The sequence below is a fragment of the Flavobacterium sp. RNTU_13 genome (assembly GCF_046614455.1).
GTDB lineage: Bacteria > Bacteroidota > Bacteroidia > Flavobacteriales > Flavobacteriaceae > Flavobacterium.
In genome coordinates, this window is record NZ_JBKJHB010000003.1 from 140,184 (window position 1) to 156,610 (window position 16,427).

The following is a 16,427-nucleotide window of genomic DNA, read 5'->3' on the forward strand; positions in this document are numbered from 1 at the left end:
TTTTCTAACATCAAAAATGAGATTAAAATTTTGGCAAATGTAGCGAAACGTTTTGTTTCATTTTCAACAAAATTATACACAGATGTTTATAAAATTATTAATTAGCAATTTTAACACTTTTTGCCCAACAAAAAAAGACCCTCGTAAGAGGGTCTTTTGGTGTAGTTGTGTCAGAAATTACAGTGCTCTGTTTATATAAATCCATCCGGTTTTCTGTCCGGCTGATTCACTGTCAATCATATAGAAATATGTTCCGGTAGGCAGCTCATCGCCATTGCTGGTTTGTCCGTGCCATTCGTTTACATAATTTGTTTTGCTGTAAACTTCTTTTCCGTAACGGTTAAAGATTGATATTTTTTTAACACCGAATCCGCTTAAGTCAAAATTGTCATTAAGTCCTGCAGTTCCGCTAGGGGAAATACCACGTTGAATCTGACATGTAATTCCATCTACCGTGTACGGAAGTGTTTTTGTACAGTTGCCTACAGTAACTTTTACGTTAAACACCATCGGGTAAACAGGGTTATTAATGGTCTGTATGTATTTGCTTACGTTAAAGTTCTCTGAGTTGTCACCTACGGTAACTCCTGAGGCTGTTGTCCATTCATAAGAAGCAGCCGCATCATTAAACGAATTGTTTACAGGTGTAGTACTTATTATAAAGCTAGGCCCTTCACATGCACCATCCACAGCAAACTCAATTTCGCCAGCAAGGTTAAATGTAAATGATGTGGTATTTCCAAGCGCACAATTTGAAGGATCTGCTGCTACTGTATACGCTACAGTATAAGATCCCGGAGTTGCATTTGCCAATGAAAGCTGACCGGTTGTGGCGTTAATACTTAAACCGCCTGTTACGGTAAAGGTACCCGTGGTGTTAAAACCTGGATTTGTAAATGGTGTAACAGTACCAGTGCCGTAGCAGTAATTGGTTTCGTAAGTAAATCCTACCTCCGGAGTAGTTGTAGGTACAATAGTTATTCTTACAGGGGTACTTGTTGCACCGGCAATACAGTTGGTCACGTCTGATAGCACGGTGTAAAACACATCGTATGTACCCGGTGTACTGTTTGCTACGTCTATACTTCCCGCGGTTGTATTAATGGCAAGTCCGCTTCCCTGCGTGTAGCCAAACGTTCCTCCACGAGTAAAGCCAGTAAATTCCTGTACAGTTAGATTAGCTGTTGTTGATGAACAAACACTTGTGCTGCTGTAATTAAATTGTGTTATCGGTACCGTAGGAGCTGTTATTATTACGGTAGCCGGAATATTTATTGCGGCTGCTATACAGTTAACATTATCCTGAGGCAGATTATAAAATACCGTATACGTTCCCGGAGTGCTTGTTGTTAAGTCAATTTCTCCGTTAACCGGATTAATGCTTAGTAGCCCTGCAGCAGCAGTGGTGCTAAATGTACCACCTCTTACAAAACCTGGATCGGTTTGAGGAGTAAGTGTTGTTGCAAGTCCGCAAACCGGATTGTAGCTGTATATTGTGTTTGGTACACTAAGCTGTTTTATAGTTACAGGGATTGCTGCACTTACGGCTGCATTTGTACAGTTAGTGCTGTTAGCAGTAACGCTATAGGTTACGGTGTAGTCACCTGGTGTGCTCGCAGCTATATTTATCTCTCCTGTTGAAGGATTTATAACAAGAGCGCTAGAGCTTGGGGTATAAGTACCGCCCGTAGTAAACGTGGCAGCAGATGCAGGTACCGGGAAAATGTTTGCACTTGTTTCACATACAGTAGCATAGGTAAACGCTACATCAGCCGGATTAAGTGCTTTTATAACAATTTGATTTCTCGATGAGCTAAGTGCAAGGCAATTTGCTGCGTCTGCCTGTACTGTGTAAATTACATCATATGTACCCGCAGTACTTGCAGCAAGGTTTATTATTCCGGTTACAGGGTCAATTACTAAACGCGTCGGATCAGAAGATGTAAATGTACCGCCTGTAGTTGTACCTGTGTTTAGTGAGGCCTGTGGGTTTGTACCTGCAATACATGCCTCTGACGGAAGTGTAAATGCGGTTGGCTGTGTGGCAGGAGCGTTTACCGTTACGTTAATTGTAGTTCTTGCGCTTTCGCAACCCGCCGCCGATTTCTGACTCACATAGTAGTTTGTACTTCCTGTTACAGAGGTATCAGGCGTAGGAGCTGATGCCAACTCAGTTCCGCCGTTTGCGGAAGTATACCAGTGTAGCGTATTTCCTGAATCTGCTGTTGCTGTAAGTGGGGTAGCAGTAGTGTTTTGACAGTATACCACGTTACTGCCCACTGGCGCGTTAGGAACCGCGTTAACCGTTATGGTAAATGGTAGTCGTGCTCCTTCACATGTACCGTTAGACTGGCTTACATAGTACATAAATGTTCCGGCTGTAGCGGTACTCGGTGTAGGTGCAGCGGTAAGTTCTGTACCACCACTTGCTACGTCGTACCAGTGAAGGGTAAACCCTGTATCAGCCGTTGCAGATAGTGTAGTGGCTGATTGGCCCACGCAATATGTATATGTATCTTGTGTTGTGGTAGGTAGTGCAATTACCGGTGCTGTATAATTTACAGTCAGCGTACTGGTACAGTAAGAGGTTACCCAGTCATAAAGGTAAACACCAGGAACAGAGAAACCGCTAATAGTTGTATTATTAGCACGTGTATTAGCAATGGTTGTTGCAGAAGGGTTGTCCGTATGTGCTACCCAGTTACCGTCGCCCCTGGCATTTATACTAACTACGTTGTTAGTACAGTTTGCAGCAACCGGACTTGTTGTAATTATACTGTTATCGGCTGTAAAAGTAATAGCATCCAGGAAATTACCAATACTGGTGTCTCCTGTAGCGGTAGACACTGCCTTAAAGAAAAAGCGGGTTACGGTTTGTCCTGCCGGTACGGTATATGTAATGCTGTTGTCAGCGCCATAATAAACCCAGGCACTGTTTCCGGTACTAAATGTACGGTTACCCACCCTCGTAGTGTAGGTTGATGGCGATTGAGATGCATCACCTGCAAGGATTTCCATTACGTCTGTACCACGGCGGCCTCGGTGAGCAAATTTTATGGTAAACGTTGTTGGAGAAGGTGTAGGGAAGTCTTGGTATATACCCATAACACCTTGATTAATGTTTGCGTTGATTTCTATGAACTGAACGCCATCATAGGCCGGTACATTTTCTGTATTTGTAGGCCAAAACTCCATTACATGGTCATTTGCAGTAGTTTTCCAACCCTGAATCTGGTTATCACTGTAGAAAATAGGATTCGGGTTATTTGTTGGGTTTGCCCACACAGGGTTTTCAAAACTAGGATTAATAGTTGTTATTAAACACTCCGATGCGTTACCTGCTGTAGGCGGTGGAGGCGTTGAAACACAAATGCTGTAAGTAAATCCGGTGGCTGGGGTTGCAGAGTCTTGAGAAATACGTACAAAGTATTCCTGTCCCGGTACTAAATCCTTTACACGAAGGTAGTTTTGGATAGAGCAGCCAATAGGGGTAAGGTTATCACATGCGTTTTCGTAAACACTAATTACCAGTGGGCGCGTAGGATTCGGCGCGTTATTGCCGGCTACAGGCCCTATATTTGACAGTGAAACAATGTTTGATGAATTTGTAGCGGTAAACTTGTACCAAACGTCTGGCCCGGAAATGCCACTACATGCCGGTAAAGTAGCAGGAGAAGGATATGCACCTAGAAACGTACCGCTTACAGGAGATGTACATGTTTCGTTAGGGCTTACAGTAAGCGAAATTGCGCCGCTACAGTTGTCATTTACAACCGGAGTTGTAAAACTGTTTGGCCCTACCCATAAACTTTTATCTGTACTGCTACATACTGCTCTTACATAGTAATTGTATGTGGTTACAGGGGCAAGTGGGCTATACGGGAAATTTACATTAGTGTTAGCCGGCGTGCCTAATGTTGCAGCAGTTGGTACAGTGCCGCCTGTAGCAGGTGTTACATAAACCTCCCATTGTGTTTCGGTTCCGCCAGGGGTCCAGCTTAGGTAAGCGGTTGTTCCTTCTGCGTTTGCTGTAAGTGCTGTTGGCCTTGGGCAGGTAACAGCTTGTATATTTAAGTTATCTACAGCTGCCGGTGGCTGGTTTGTAGTAAAACCATTATTATTCCATTCAAATACTACCCTGCAAATCCTACCGGCAAAAGCTGTAGAACTTACGTTGTTGTTGTAGGTACTCCAGGCATTGTTCAGCCCAAAATTTCCTCCAACTTGTGTTCCCCCACTATTTGCAGTGGTAATTTGTGTACCTCCTACCGGAGTAAAAGTGCTTGGCACCAGCCAAACCCTCATATAGTCTGAGTTGTTTTCACCTTGAGCTTTCCAGTTAAATGAAACACCTATTTCATTAGTCCCTGCCGGTATCAGTACATCTCTAAAAGCGTGTATTACTGTTCCGGCCACACTTGCATAAGCGTTTGTAGTACCGTTATCGTTACTAACGTATAAAGATTTTGTACCGCTGTTTGCCGTTGCTGTACCTACAACCCAGTTATTTGCGTTAGCGTTTACATTTGTAAAGCTAAAGTTTGTGGTTCCTTCAAAGTCCTGGTTGTAGGTTAATGTTGCCGGAACTTGTGTGGTTGTAAATTGCAATGGCCCCGTCCACGTACTGGTATCGCCGCTGCCGCAGTTACTTCTAACCCAAACATAGTAAGTAGTAAGTGGAGATAACGAGTTTAAAGGCAAGTTAGCAGTAGGAACGTTAGCCGTAGGCGATGTGCCTGCCGTAGGTGCAGTGTTTATTGTAGAAAAGTAAAAATCGTATGTTGGCGAAACGCTTGCCGGTGCTGTCCATGTTATATTAGCCGAGTTTTGATTAGCGCTAACCAAAGTAAGGTTAGATGGGCTTGGGCATGTAATGATAGATAAGTTTATATTATCTAACGCTGCAGGAGTCTGAAGCCCCCCGCCAAGGTCATTTCTCCATTCAAAAATCAGACGCCTTACGGTACCTGCATAAGGTGCGATATTTACTACTGTATTAGAAGTGCTCCAGCTTCCGTTTAGCTGCAGTGTTCCGCCTACTTGTATTCCTCCGCTATTTGCGGCACTTGTTCGTGTACCGGCAACCGGAGTATAGCTTGCAGGTACCAGCCATACACTAACAACATCCGAAGTTTCACCGTAGCTTCGCCAGTTAAATGAAAGATTGGCCTGGTCTGCGTTTGCAGGAATTAAAATGTCTCTGTAAGCATGTACCACAGAGGCACTACCTGTACTATAGTTATTTGTAGTACCGCCGGTGTTAGAAATAAAAAGACCGTTAGTTCCACTGTTTGCGCCCGGGGCGCCAATGTACCACTGGTTTGTTTGGGTGCCGTTTACAAGGCTCCATTGAGACGGTAGTGTTTCAAAATTGTCTGTAAAGTTAAGGTTTGCCGGTATTTGTGTGGTGGTAAAGTTTACCGGCCCTGTCCACGCGCTGGTGTTATTTGCTCCGCAAACACCACGTACATAAACACTGTATGCCGTAGATGGTGTTAGCGTGGCAGGTGTTGTATAAGTGGTGGTGTTTATCTGGGTGCCTGTTCCTGTGGGAGTAGTATTAAATGGCACAACCTCTACCTCATATCCTGCAGAAGATCCGGTCCAGTTAAAAGTAGCCGAAGTACTTAAAGCATTTGCAGAAAGGTTAGCGGGTGCTACACACAGTTCTGAAACCTGAACGTCGTCTACAAGCCAACGGTCACCGTTATCACCCTGCATTACAAACGCAATGTAAAGCGACTGGTTAGTATAGGTGGCGGGTATATTTACAATTTTTTCAGTATATGTGGTCTGAACCGGGTTTAGATCCAGCTCGTTCCATGTTTGTATTTCAGTGAAGGTACTAATGTTTGTAGGGTCTGTACCTATGAAAATCTTATAAATAGTACTTTGGTCTCCATCAAGTGTTAAACTCGACCAAAACTTTAATTGTGCATTATTCGGTACGTTAAAAGCAGGGGTTATAAGCCAGTCTTCGGTAGTAGTGCCGTCAACTACATTTTCTCTATTAATGTATGCTGCATTATTGCCCGAATGCACAGGCTGTACTGTACTGTTTACCTGTCCCCATTTTTGTATAGGTCCACGTTCGTTTCTAATGTACCAGCCGCTTGGTCCGGCCGGGCCGCTAGTTCCGGTAAGTGGTGTCCATGTTCCTTCAAAGTCCTGCAGCGGAAGCTGGGCAAAACTTCGTAAGGAAATTAGGAGCATAAAGATCAAAGTAAATTTTTTCATAAGAAGTCATATAATATTTAGCTTCTAAAATTATCAAAATTGATAAAGATACTTTGGTGTATATATTAAAAAATTGTTTGATTTTCAGAAATCAAACAATTTTAATCACAGAAGTTATATTTTATTTGTAAACGATTAAAAAGTGCTTTTTTACTACAAAACAAAAACCCCTGTAGTTATAAAACTACAGGGGTTTGTTTAAAATGTTTTATTTTTTTGCTTAGTTATTAAGCATTACCGGCATTACCAGCATCGTTACGGTTTCACCTTCGTCTAAACCGTCTACAGGGGTTAAAATTCCTGCCCGGTTTGGTAATGACATCTCCAGCATTATTTCATCGCTCTGTAGGTTTGTAAGCATCTCGGTAAGGAAACGCGAATTAAATCCTATCTGCATATCGTCTCCCTGGTAGTCGCAGGTTAACCTTTCTTCTGCTTTGTTGCTGTAATCGATATCTTCAGCAGAAATGTTTAGTTCGGTACCTGCTATTTTAAGGCGAATCTGGTGTGTGGTTTTGTTACTAAAAATGGCCACACGACGTACTGAACTAAAGAACTGAGTTCTGCTTATAAGTAGTTTATTAGGGTTTTCTTTAGGAATTACCGCTTCATAGTTAGGGTATTTTCCGTCTATAAGTCGGCAGGTAAGTACGTAGTTATCAAAGGTAAACGTGGCATTTGCATCGTTATACTCTATAGTTACCTCAGCATTTGAAGCTGCCAGTATCCCTTTTAGGATGTTCAATGGCTTTTTAGGCATAATAAAGTCGGCCACCTGAGATGCTGTAACATCAGTACGAGCGTACTTTACAAGTTTGTGCGCATCGGTAGCTACAAAAATAAGGCCTTGTGGCGAAAACTGGAAAAATACACCAGACATTACCGGACGAAGATCGTCATTACCGGCGGCAAAAATAGTTTTGCTTATGGCCGTTGCCAATACCTCTGCTGGTACAATGGTAGACGAAGGATCGTCTAAGCTAACGGCTTTAGGAAATTCGTCTCCCGCAGCATAAGCCAGCGCATATTTACCCGAATTAGAGCTTATCTCTACTGTATTATTATCTTCTACAGTAAATGTAAGTGGCTGCTCCGGGAAAGTTTTAAGTGTTTCGAGTAGTAGTTTAGCCGGTACAGCCACGCTGCCCACACTTTGTGATTCAATCTCAAGGGTGGCTGTCATGGTAGTTTCCAGGTCTGAAGCCGATACTTTTAACTCGTTGTTATTCAGTTCAAACAAAAAGTTATCCAGTATGGGTAGGGTGTTATTACTGTTTATAACCCCATTTAACACCTGAAGTTGTTTAAGCAAATATGTACTCGATACTATAAATTTCATCGCAGTTGTAGTTTTTGTTTTTTACCGTTACAATAACGGATAGCAAATATATCGTAAAGCAATTAATACTGAAAATTTTTTTTCAACCCTTGGAGCTTTATGCTTTTGTATACGCCCTTTTACGTAACCATGTAAACAGTACCCCGAACAGTACTAAAATAAGTAGTGGAAGCCCTACGGTAATAATCTCGGCGTTAGTATAATTTTCATATACCTTTTGCGTATTAAGCATTGGCAGGCTTACGTCTTTGGCGCGTACGTTAATGAGTCCGTTGTCGTCCAGCAGATAGTTAACGCAGTTCATTAAAAAGTCTTTATTATCATAGAACTGTTCTGTCCATTTGTCGTACCCAAGCTCAAGCGGCTCTCCATTTTTGTCCACCTGGTTGCGTGCTATGTCACCATCAGATATTACAATCATCTTGTTATCTTTACCTTGTGTTTTGTACGCATTATCTTTGAAAGGTAATATCCTGTTTTCGTACATAGATGTAAACTTACCTTCAAGCAATACAGCCATAGGTAAAAATCCACCTTCTTTATAATCTGTAGGCGATGTTTCCTCGGCTACCATATCCAGCCTTAAAGCAGTAGGAGTACCTACTTTTTTCGAGTAGCGTGAAGATGTAAGTAACACATTCTTTTTAATGCCGTTTTTAAGCGTATCTATGGGGCTTGCAATATCCAGTTTTATCCCATTTAAATTTTTAACAATAGGGTTTTTGTTAATAGAGTCTGGAAACGCAAACGGTGCAAAACGCCACATATATTGCTGGTAGTCGGTTCCGTTACCTCTGTCGCCCGTAGCCAGTTTTAGCGGTGTACCCATTTCATCTTTTATAAGATCAGGGTTTATACGTACACCGTACTTAAACAGCATATCGTTAAGGTTAAGGTTACGAGGTAGGGCAGGGGTTACGCCGTTGTTTGCATACAGGCTGTCCATATCGGCCTGTACTGCATCCAGCAACCAAAGTGTTTTACCACCGTTAACAATATATTGGTCTAAAACTTCTTTTTCTTCCTCGGTAAATGCCTGGGTAGGTTTTGCTATAATGGCAAGGTCGTATTGCTGAAGGTCTTTCAGAGTCTTTTGCGGATTTTTGCTAACAGAATCCAGCGTAAAAGGGCCTATGTGGTAGCTTTCGCGCAGCGACTTTATGAAGCTGGCCATGTACTGTCCCGGAAGTTCGCCATTGCCCTGAAGCATTACGATTTTCTTCTGCTTGTCTGATGTAATTTTGTTGAAAGCATCGGCAAAGGCATATTCAAGGTGCTGTACAGAACTTTCTACTTTTTCGGCAGTACTGGCACTGCGCATATTTTTAAGCAGCGGTATCTTTACCGTTTTACCTTTATATGTAGCTATAGCCCATGGGAATATAAGACTTTCGCTTTGCTTGCCTTTATCGTTAACACTTATGCTTGCCGGTTTCATACCAGATCTGCTCAGCGTTTCAAAAACAGCTTTATCTACATCTTTTATGTTATCTATACTCTTACGTGCTTCGGCATAGTCTTTAGCGGTAAGGTAAGGCGTGTCCATTTTAAAAACATTGTAAATAATGTCTTTTTTAGTCTCGGCACTACTCTCTGATTCATCAAGCGGGTTAACAAACGTAAACTTTATGTCGCCGTTATACGATGCGAATTCTCGCAGTAGTTGTCGTGTCTCATCCTGTAGCCTTTTAAACTCTCCGGGGAATTCCCCTTCAAGGAACACATCTATATAAAGCGGCTCGTCTACCGATTCTACCAGTTTTAATGATGCGTCAGACAGCGTATAGCGCTTATCTGAAGTAAGGTCGAAGCGTTTAAATAAAAATGAACCGGCTACATTGATTACTATAAGTGCCGCAATGGTTACCAGTAGCTGTTTGCGTATTTGATTTTTACCTGTTTCCATTACCATTTAAGCGATTTAAGTTTGTACACTGTAAAAGATAAAAACAGTATGGCAATACTGGCAAAGTACAGCACATCGCGCGTATCTATAACGCCGCGGCTCATGCTTTTAAAGTGATAATCCATGCCTATTTTTGCTACGATGCCTGAGTTAGCGCCAAATAGTGCCGAAACACCCTCGAAGCCGAAATACAGCACAAAACACAGAAATACAGCAATTATAAAAGCTACAATCTGGTTTTCTGAAAGGGTAGAGCTAAAAATGCCTACAGCGGTATAACCCGCTATAAGGAACAGCAATCCAAAATAGGAGCCCATTGTACTACCCATATCTATATTCCCTTGTGGATTACCAAAATGCGATAACACCGATACATAAATTAGGGTAGGTAGTAAAGCCAGTACAATTAGTATAAACGCCCCCAGGAATTTCCCGTTTACAATTTCCCAAACACTTAGCGGTTTGGTAAAAAGAAGTTCCAGTGTGCCCTGTTTCTTTTCGTCTGAAAAGCTGCGCATGGTTACTGCCGGTATAAGGAATATAAGGATCCACGGAGAAAGGGTAAAAAACGGTCCCATGTCGGCAAATCCACTATTCAGTATGTTAAAGCCGTTATCAAACACCCAAAGGAAAAGCCCGTTGAGTAACAAAAAAATCGCGATTACCAAATATCCTATTGGCGAACCGAAAAAGGATTTGATTTCCCGTAAAAGCAGTGCTTTCATTAATGTTTAGTTCTTTATTTGTTTACAGTTTCAGGTATAAGGTTGTGTTTTCTGCCAGGTCACGTATCTTCGTACTGAAATTATTCCATGCTTACAAGTTTATCTACACTCCATGCTTCGGCTTTTTGTGCAAAAAGCGGTTTTGTAACCGCCCAGACACCTGTAAAAAGTTCTGATAACCTGTAGTTTTCCAGGTCTTGTTCGCGTTCCCAGTAGCTGTAGGTAAAAAATACCGAAGGGTTGTCTTTATCCCTGTACAGCTCCAGCAGGCGGCATCCGTTTACGTTTCGGATTTTATCTTTTACGCTGTTAAAATTTTGAAGGAATTCACTCACTTTATCCTCCTGAAAGGTCATTTTTACAATGCGTACAAACATACAGTTTTTATTTTGGTTTTCAGATACACTCACTAAATCTGATGGTCTTATTTAAAAACAACATTTACCACATCCCGGTACTTTAAACCCAGCAGGGTTTTAGCTGAGCCCACGGTGTGGGGATTACTCCTGAATACCGCAATTTCTAAAAATCCGGCCTCGTTAAACACCGCCATCTTTTCGCCTTCGTAGTTCTTTAAAGAAAAACGTTCGTTCAGGTTAAAGTCGGCATAGCCTTTTTTTATCCCCTTAATTTGTCCTCTTGCGCCATACGTTACTTCAAGGTCGCGCCCCTGTGCTACAGCCGTTAACATTTCCCTGTGTATGTTGGTAACGCAGTTCCCAAAGTGATCTATATAGATAACGTTACCCCGTATACTATTGTTGTCTGTAGCCACCACAGGATTCATATCATACATTGGCATAAGCGCTTCTGCAGGTGTACCTATTTCTGTAAGCATGCCCCCGTTTGCCAAATGACAGGCTACTTTGCAAAATACATCCATAGCGCTGCTATTTTCCGGCAGCGTACTGTGCAGGTTTATCGTTACAATTTCATCGGGGGTATCGGGCTGGGTTAGCAGGGTAAGGATGCCGTTATCTGCTGCAATAAAATAGTGGTCGTGCCATTTAATGGCTACGTGCAGGTTTTCGGCGCTCATTTCTGCATCTACACCTATCAGGTGTACGGTGCCTGCCGGAAAGCTACTCCATGCGGCGCCTACAATATAGCTGGCCTGCGGTATATTAAACAAGTCTACATTATGCGATATATCTACTATGCTTACTGTAGCACAGCCCGATATAAGCTTACCCTTAAGGGCGCCCACATAGTGGTCGCACAGGCCAAAATCAGTTGTAAGGGTAATTATGGGCATTTTTTGTAAAACTTTATTAAAACCGCGATTAAAATTTCACTATTTTTGAGTGCAAAGCTACTAATATTTGAGCTATAAATTCTAATCAAAAACATACTTGCTTGAACGAAAGAATTATTGAACTTACAGACATAGCGCCTAAGGATTTCTGGGGCGCGCAGGACGCCCACCTGGAAACCATTAAGAAATATTATCCTAAACTGAAAATTGTAGCAAGGGGTTCTACGCTTAAAGCATTTGGCGAGAAAGAACTCCTGGATGAGTTTGAAATAAGGTTTAAAAGGCTAATGCTTCACTTTACCCGCTTTAACAGCATAGATGATAATGTCATAGACCGTGTTATAAGCAGCGATGCCAATACTGAGCACATGAAACCCAGCGATAAGATACTGGTGCATGGCCTGGGAGGTAAGCTGATTAAGGCCATGACCGAAAACCAGCAGAAACTGGTTGACTACATGGCTAAGAATGATATGGTTTTTGCTGTGGGCCCTGCCGGTACGGGTAAAACCTATACGGGGGTAGCACTGGCGGTAAAGGCGCTAAAAGAAAAACAGGTAAAACGTATAATACTTACCCGCCCGGCGGTAGAAGCAGGTGAGAACCTTGGTTTCCTTCCGGGGGATATGAAGGAGAAGCTGGATCCTTATATGCAGCCGCTTTATGATGCCCTGCGTGATATGCTTCCGCCCGAAAAACTTGAAGATTATATACTAAAAGGGATAATACAAATAGCGCCACTTGCCTTTATGCGCGGTCGTACGCTGGATAACGCATTTGTAATACTAGATGAGGCACAGAACACCACCCACAACCAAATGAAGATGTTCCTTACGCGTATGGGTAAGAATGCCAAGTTTATGATTACCGGCGACCCGGGACAGATAGACCTGCCACGTAGTACCACAAGCGGGCTTAAAGAGGCATTACTTGTTTTAAAAGATGTAGAAGGTATTGGTATTATTTACCTTGACGATAAAGATGTAGTACGCCACCGCCTTGTGAAAAAAGTTATTGAGGCATACAAGAGGTTGGAGCACCAGGGGTAGCCGGTCGAAAGTATTAAAGTCGAAAGTCTAAAAGTGTCACGCTAACTGTCATTACGAACGAAATGCAATGTAGCTTGGCAATCTCAATTTTAGCCAACCATTAAAAATATCAGATGATTAATTTCTCAAAACCTTCAGGCCCTCTTTTGGGTCTGTTGTATTTTTTCGTGATTTCGATACTTTTGGTTTTGTTACTTTTAGTTGTTGTAAATAGTGTAGGAAGTTTTTCTACCTATGGAGTTAGTAAGACCGTAGGTTGGGGATGGAATATAATTAATTATCTACCTCTAATATCTTTACTTTGTCTGTTATTGTACATTTTGGCATATTTCATTTTACTGCTTTGTAGAGCTACAGTAAGTAAAGTGTTGTCAATTTTGAATCTTTGTTTAGTAGTTCCATTATTTCCGATTATCCTCTTTCCGGATTACTGTTATACTTTCACTACATTTACTTGGGTACCTATGTTATTTGTGTTGGTTTTGTTTGCAAACATTGGTTTTGCAATAAGGTATGCTACTACCGCTAAAAGAAAACATAATATGATTAAATAACTTTCTTATTTTTGCACTTTCATACTAAACAACACACAACACGATGAACACCATCACAACAACAGATTTTAATTTCCCCGGGCAAAAATCAGTATACCGCGGTAAAGTGCGCGAGGTTTACAATATAAACGATGAGCTGCTGGTTATGGTAGCTACAGACAGGCTTAGTGCTTTTGATGTGGTACTGCCTAAAGGTATCCCCTACAAAGGGCAAATCCTGAACCAGATTGCTACCAAGTTTATGCGCCTTACTGAAGATATTGTGCCAAACTGGCTGCTGGATACCCCAGACCCGAACGTTGCCGTAGGCCACGTTTGCGAACCGTTTAAAGTTGAAATGGTTATCCGAGGGTACCTTAGTGGGCATGCCGCCCGTGAGTACGCTGCCGGTAAGCGTGTACTTTGTGGTGTGGAGCTGGTAGAAGGGCTTAAGGAAAACGATAAGTTTCCATCGCCTATAATTACTCCCACAACCAAAGCAGATAATGGAGAGCACGATACTGATATCAGCCGTGAAGATATCCTAACTAAGGGTATTGTGAGCGAGGAAGATTACCTGGTGCTTGAAAAATATACCCGTGCGCTGTTTCAGCGTGGTACAGAGATAGCCGCTTCGCGCGGACTTATACTGGTGGATACCAAATATGAATTTGGTAAAACAAAAGATGGTAAAATAGTACTGATAGACGAAATCCATACGCCTGATTCTTCGCGTTATTTTTATTCGGAAGGCTACCAGGAGCGTCAAAATAAAGGCGAACAGCAAAAGCAACTAAGTAAGGAGTTTGTACGCCAATGGCTTATTGCCAATGGTTTCCAAGGTAAAGAAGGGCAGCAAATCCCTGAAATGACTGACGAATATGTAAACAGCGTTTCTGAGCGTTACATAGAGTTGTTTGAAAATATTATTGGAGAAAAGTTTGCCAAGGCAGATATATCTGATATCAATACCCGAATAGAAAAAAACGTATTGGCGTTTTTGAATAAATAATTTCTCTAAGCCACAAATTACACAAATTACAGTAATGATGTTTAGTGCTAATTAGTGTAATTTGTGGCTTTTTTACTTAAACTTTCCTGCAGATCAAAACTGTTTTTTCGCCCTCTTTATTGGTTGTAAAAAACGTGTACACATCTCCACCGTCTTTAATTTTCCACTTTTTTTGCAGTTCCTCTGTTTTTAAAGGGAAGTTCCTTACGGTTATATTCATTTTCTTTCCCTCAATATACTGTTTCATTTCCGGTTTAGAGTACGGTAGTACGTGCTGTATTTCAAATCTTCTTCCGGGGAAATCAATACTTTCATCAGCGGTAAAGAGTTGCGAATGCAGGTGTAACTTTGCCAGGTTGTAATGATTTCCTAAAGCACTAAAAGCCCCGGATTTCATTATCGCACTGTTTGGCTCGTATAAATACTTCTTAGGGTGGCTTAGTGTAGGTACGCTATCTTGCGCATATTGTGACTCAAATATTTTTTCCCCGTTCCAGGTTAGGTCGGCTGCCACAAGCATAGGTGCACTTTTAAAGCCTTTTTCAAGTATCCAAAGCAATTCTTTTACCTCGTTGTTAACCGCTACTATATGGATAGTCTTTACCGAATGTAACTCAGACAGCCCTGCAGATATATCCAGCAGGGGAGCGGTTTTAATCATTATATTTTTTGTAAACCCGAAATAGAAGTTTAGCAATTCGGGTACGTTTGGCAGGCAATCGGCAAGCATAAATACTTTTCCTTTGGCATCATTCCTGCGGGAAGGATCTATATAAAGCCAGTCCCATTGTTCGTTTAGTGTTGTAAGTGCCTCGTAACTGTCGCCGGGAATACACCTAATATTCTGCGCGCCCAGCACGTCAAAATTATGTTTTGCAATTGCAGAGAGTTCCAGGTTCATTTCGCAGTGTGCTACACGTGGCAACTTTTTAGCGAAATAAAAGTCATCTATCCCGAAACCGCCTGTAAGATCAATCAGGCTGCTTCCACTAACCAGCGCCGCTTTATATTTTGCTGCAATTTCAGAAGATGTTTGCTCCACCGAAATTCTCGATGGATACAGTACGCCTTCTGTATTGAACCATGTGGGCAGTTTATCCTTAGCCTTTTGCCTGGCGGCTATTTGGTTCAGTATTTCGGGCAAGGGCAGGTGCGGAAACGGATTTTTTTGCAAGGCAAGTTTTGTTACATCATCATTTTGATGCTGGCGTATAAATGTTTGTACTTCGGGTTGCAGTAGGGCAGTGAACAATGTTACAGGTCTTTAGTAAGTATTTTTACAACAGGGTTTTCAGGAAAAAATTCTTTGGCAATAACTTTTAGCGATGTATACAAAGGTATGGCTATTATCATACCCAATATACCAAAAGTAAACCCACTTATAAGTACCACGATAAAAATTTCCAGTGGATGCGAATTTGTGCTGCTGCTAAAAATAAGTGGCGATGTTATGTTATTGTCTATAAACTGGGCAGCGCAATATCCTATAAATACGTAAAGCGTAGTAGAAAACATGTCGCCCTGTGCTTCCGGGCCTATATGCCCCAGTAGGGTTAAAATAACCACCAACACAGTGGAAATAATAGGGCCAATATACGGTATAATATTCAGGAAAGCTGTTATTAGAGCTATTACAAGCGCATTTTGTACACCAAAAATAAGCAGCACAATAAGGTACATTATAAATAAAGATGTCATTTGTAATATAAGGCCTATGAAATACTTACCAAGCATATTGTTTACTTTATCCAGTGAACTAAGTACCTTTTCTTCGTGTTCATCCGGAAGTAACACGCGGGCACTGCGGGTAAATAGTTTACGGTCTTTAAGGAAGAAGAATGTAATAAACATTACCGAAGCCAGCCCCATACCAAAACCACTTAGTACCCCCAATATCGAATTTAAGAACATGGGTATTACATTAAAGTTGATTTTAGAGGTAAGCTTAGATTCCTTAATCATCTTTTGGGTATCTATGCCAAAATAGTTGTCTACCTGTGCTATAAGGCTATTAATGTCAGCCTCTAGTTTGTGCGTATCCAGTAATGAAAGGTTTTCGCTTTGTGTAGCTATAAGAGGAACAAACAGCATCATAAATCCCACCAATAACAACAGGAAAAAAACAAGTGTTGCCACCACAGCAAGTACGTGCGGAAACTTGAGTTTCTGTTCAAGAAATCGTACAATGGGTGTAGCCACAAGGCTTAAAATCAGCGCAACAAAAAGGTAGATGAGAACGGTTTGTATACTGTACAAAAACATGAGCAGTACAAATACTCCTGCCAAAATTGCAACGGCTCTTAGCAGTCCGTTGGCAATAGTTTTACTGGTTACCATACGTTAAATTTTAGGTTTTCTGGTACCCCGAAAG

At 41.7% G+C, this 16,427-nt stretch carries 10 protein-coding genes; 2 read left to right on the forward strand and 8 right to left on the reverse strand.

The genetic code is table 11. The annotated features are described in order from the left end of the window. Nucleotides 1-177: 177 nt before the first annotated feature. The 6 genes from ACLI08_RS08855 to ACLI08_RS08880 form a co-directional block, all read right to left on the reverse strand. Entirely contained in the window at nucleotides 178-6,213 is a 6,036-nt protein-coding gene (locus ACLI08_RS08855; protein ID WP_411428123.1) for a choice-of-anchor J domain-containing protein, read from the reverse strand. Between the two features lie 244 nt (nucleotides 6,214-6,457). Beyond that, nucleotides 6,458-7,576 (reverse strand): DNA polymerase III subunit beta, encoded by a 1,119-nt coding sequence (gene dnaN / locus ACLI08_RS08860; RefSeq protein ID WP_411428124.1) that lies wholly within the window; start codon nucleotides 7,574-7,576, stop codon nucleotides 6,458-6,460. 97 nt (nucleotides 7,577-7,673) lie between these two features. Then, entirely contained in the window at nucleotides 7,674-9,482 is a 1,809-nt protein-coding gene (gene gldG, locus ACLI08_RS08865; protein WP_411428125.1) for a gliding motility-associated ABC transporter substrate-binding protein GldG, read from the reverse strand. Then, entirely contained in the window at nucleotides 9,482-10,207 is a 726-nt protein-coding gene (gldF, locus tag ACLI08_RS08870; protein WP_411428126.1) for a gliding motility-associated ABC transporter permease subunit GldF, read from the reverse strand. Before gldF ends, gldG begins: the two co-directional genes overlap by 1 nt. Nucleotides 10,208-10,287: 80 nt before the next feature. Beyond that, the gene (locus ACLI08_RS08875; protein WP_411428127.1) at nucleotides 10,288-10,584 is read right to left on the reverse strand and encodes a putative quinol monooxygenase; all 297 of its coding nucleotides are present in this window, start codon (nucleotides 10,582-10,584) and stop codon (nucleotides 10,288-10,290) included. A gap of 47 nt (nucleotides 10,585-10,631) precedes the next feature. Beyond that, the gene (locus tag ACLI08_RS08880; RefSeq protein WP_411428128.1) at nucleotides 10,632-11,462 is read right to left on the reverse strand and encodes an S-adenosyl-l-methionine hydroxide adenosyltransferase family protein; all 831 of its coding nucleotides are present in this window, start codon (nucleotides 11,460-11,462) and stop codon (nucleotides 10,632-10,634) included. 101 nt (nucleotides 11,463-11,563) lie between these two features. On the opposite strand from ACLI08_RS08880, the gene ACLI08_RS08885 reads away from it, so the two are divergent. Next, nucleotides 11,564-12,511 carry a PhoH family protein gene (locus tag ACLI08_RS08885; protein WP_411428129.1) on the forward strand — a complete coding sequence of 316 codons (948 nt, stop codon included), beginning with the start codon at nucleotides 11,564-11,566 and terminating at the stop codon, nucleotides 12,509-12,511. 597 nt (nucleotides 12,512-13,108) lie between these two features. Then, nucleotides 13,109-14,056, forward strand: a complete 948-nt coding sequence (locus tag ACLI08_RS08890) for a phosphoribosylaminoimidazolesuccinocarboxamide synthase (protein ID WP_411428130.1) — start codon at nucleotides 13,109-13,111, stop codon at nucleotides 14,054-14,056. Nucleotides 14,057-14,132: 76 nt separating this feature from the next. Here the strand turns inward: ACLI08_RS08890 and ACLI08_RS08895 are convergent, their stop codons facing one another. Together ACLI08_RS08895 and ACLI08_RS08900 are read right to left on the reverse strand one after the other, a co-directional pair. Further along, nucleotides 14,133-15,308: a THUMP-like domain-containing protein gene (locus ACLI08_RS08895; protein ID WP_411428131.1), complete on the reverse strand. Its 1,176-nt coding sequence runs from the start codon at nucleotides 15,306-15,308 to the stop codon at nucleotides 14,133-14,135. Nucleotides 15,309-15,310: 2 nt separating this feature from the next. Further along, nucleotides 15,311-16,393, reverse strand: coding sequence for an AI-2E family transporter (locus tag ACLI08_RS08900; protein ID WP_411428132.1), 1,083 nt, complete (start codon nucleotides 16,391-16,393; stop codon nucleotides 15,311-15,313). Between the last annotated feature and the right edge of the window lie 34 nt (nucleotides 16,394-16,427).